At 41.8% G+C, this 2,782-nt stretch carries 3 protein-coding genes; 2 read left to right on the forward strand and 1 reads right to left on the reverse strand.

The window, feature by feature from the left end; genetic code table 11:
* A partial coding sequence (locus B9J84_RS13925; protein WP_143698873.1) for an HDOD domain-containing protein occupies nt 1-1,144 on the forward strand: 1,144 nt, incomplete at its 5' end.
* 67 nt (nt 1,145-1,211) lie between these two features.
* The gene (locus B9J84_RS13930; RefSeq protein ID WP_141201532.1) at nt 1,212-1,682 is read left to right on the forward strand and encodes a YchJ family metal-binding protein; all 471 of its coding nucleotides are present in this window, start codon (nt 1,212-1,214) and stop codon (nt 1,680-1,682) included.
* 56 nt (nt 1,683-1,738) lie between these two features.
* Here B9J84_RS13930 and B9J84_RS13935 read toward each other — a convergent pair whose 3' ends face one another.
* On the reverse strand, nt 1,739-2,740 hold the full coding sequence (locus B9J84_RS13935) for a porin (protein WP_094124386.1): 1,002 nt from the start codon (nt 2,738-2,740) through the stop codon (nt 1,739-1,741).
* Nucleotides 2,741-2,782 lie beyond the last annotated feature (42 nt).

Consider the following 2,782-nt stretch of genomic DNA (forward strand, 5'->3'; position numbering starts at 1 on the left):
ATTTCGAGACGGTCCTAAGAACACCTTTCCAGATATAGACCCAGACTTAGCAACGAGCCGGTTACTCTCTGATCATTTTTTATCCACTCATTACAATACGCTGGGTAAGCATTTAGGGTTTGTCAATTTTCCTTATCAAAGCCTGATTAACCTCGTGCCTACGCTTTTTCCTGCGCAAAACTTGGTCGTTGAGGTATTGGAAGATTGCGAACCAACTTTAGAGTTATTAGAAGCAATTAAAAAGATGGCGAAGCTTGGTTACCGAATTGCGCTTGATGACTTTGTACCCAGTTCAGGCTGGCTCGTCTTCTTCCCCTATGTGTCAATTATCAAATTTGACATCCGTATCGTTCCCCTTGAAAAAGCCGCTCGCTTTATTCAAAAACTTGGTGCGACGAAAATTGAGTTCCTTGCTGAGAAAGTAGAAACCTATGAAGAGTTTAAGCAAGCTAAAAAGGCGGGCTTTACCTATTTTCAAGGCTACTTTTTTAGCAAACCAGAGATGTTACAGCGCAAAGCGTTAGAGCCTGCATTTCTTACTGTGGTGCAACTGTTCAAAGAAATAGCCAAATCTAACCTCGATTACAAAGCCATTGAGGAGCTTGTCGCCACCGACCTGACCCTGTCTTATAAACTGTTAACCTTTGTTAACTCATCCGCGACAGTCAGTTCAAAGATCCATTCATTTAAACAAGCGCTGATCTATCTCGGTGAACAACGATTGAGAAAGTTTATCTCCTTGGTTGCGATTGCTTCGACGCAAGAATCTAAACCGGATTATTTGTATGGCTTATCCATTCAAAGGGCAAGATATTGCGAGCTGATCGGTGTGAAAGCAAAAATGAACGTTGAACCCGGTTCGGCCTTCCTGACAGGAATGTTTTCGCTACTCGATAGCCTACTTGATCAACCTTTAGAAAGTATCATGGAAGAGATGCCTATCGACGAATACGTTAAACTTGCACTAATAGAAGGGAAAGGAGAGTTAGGTCTGGTACTTGAATTAACTCGAGCTTATGAACAGGCTGACTGGCAAAAGGTTGAGAAAATTGCTCATGCATTAAGTATCGAAGAGCCCGTGGTGAAAGAGTGTTACAACGAAGCTGTGAAATGGACAGCCGATTTACTGGGTGTCCACTCCTGAGTAGACATCGAGTTTAGATCTCCTTAAACTTCCCCGTCTTATCTGCATGGGCAATTTGAGAGGATTTATGAACCAATGCTATTGTGGTAGCCATTTAGATTACCAACACTGTTGTGAACCAATCCACAGTGATTCAGCTTTAGCCATCTATCCAGAACAACTGATGAGAGCCCGCTATAGTGCCCATGTTCTAGGCTTGGTTGATTTTGTCATCAATACCTATCATCCGAGTTGCAATGCACCACAGCAACGCGACGCGATTGAAGAATCAATCAACAGTCAATGGTGTGGGCTAGACGTCATCTCCGCAAGTATCCGCAACAACGAAAATGAAGGCTTCGTTCATTTCAAAGCCTATTACACACAGAATCAACAGCAATTTTGTCTGCAAGAACGTTCACGATTTATACGAGAAAATGGTATCTGGTTCTACATTGACGGTGAATTTCCACAGGAGAACACACCAACGAAGCTAGGACGAAATGACCCATGTCATTGCGGTAGCGGCAAGAAATTTAAGAAGTGTTGTGGGTCATGATATAAGAAATAAGGCCAATCATACGATTGGCCTTATTTTATAGGGGAAGCTTTCGATTAGAATTTGTAGAATGCAGCTGCGAATACATAAGTCTCTTCGTCTTCACCTTTCTTAACATCTAGGTCTTGACGAATATCGATACCCATGTCGATCTTGTCGCTATGAGTATACATAGCAGCAACGTTTACATAACTACGATCGATATCTTCTTTTCCGTCTTCTTCAGTGGTGTTGGTTGCATAACCAGCAGCAAGTGTAACACTATCAGAAACAGCGTAACCAGCAGATAGGTAGTAACCAATTTTCTCTAAATTAGTAGTATTGTCTTTAACATCAGTTGCACCTTCATCGATCCAGAAGTTTGCACCGATAGTTAGCGCATCGCCAAGCTTAGCATTACCAGAAACAGATGTAACATTGTAGTCAGCATCATCACGAGTCTCATAACCAGCATAAACGTTGAATGAAGACTGTTCGATACCTACATAACCGTTGTAAGCAGTATCAGCCTTTTGACGATCATCGTCCGTTTCAGAGGTAGAAATACCGTAAGCAAAACCCGAAGTAGAACCTTCGAATTTAATTACATTGAAGCCATCAGATGCATCACCAGCTGAGGCGCCGAATTCGTACGTTTGGTCACCAGCACCATCAACTTTATCTAGAGCTGTATCATTTTCCCAACCTAATGACAGAACACCAAATCCAGTATCAAAACCAAGCCATGCTTTATCTACATCTGTTGCTGGACCTGATTGAATCGGTTGTTTAGCTTCGTCAGTACTGTAATTCATTTCCAAGTCAACTTCGAGATAACCCAATAGTCGGTTATTTTTGTAGTTAACAGCTACAGTTAGTGCAGTAGCCCAATCATCATACAGAGCATCAGTTTTTGTATCGTAATAACCACCAATGCCCCAAGCACCTGAAACAGAAAACTGATCTTTATGAACTGGATCAAATTCGAATACTGGTTTGGCGTTTTGAGAAGTAGTTTCCACTGCGAATGCTGACGCCGAGATACTCGCAATAGCTAGTGCTAATAATGTTTTTTTCATGTTAATCCACTGCCTTTTCTTATGTATGGGAATTCCTTATCC

The sequence above is a fragment of the Vibrio sp. V03_P4A6T147 genome, from assembly GCF_002241085.1.
Classification (GTDB): domain Bacteria; phylum Pseudomonadota; class Gammaproteobacteria; order Enterobacterales; family Vibrionaceae; genus Vibrio; species Vibrio anguillarum.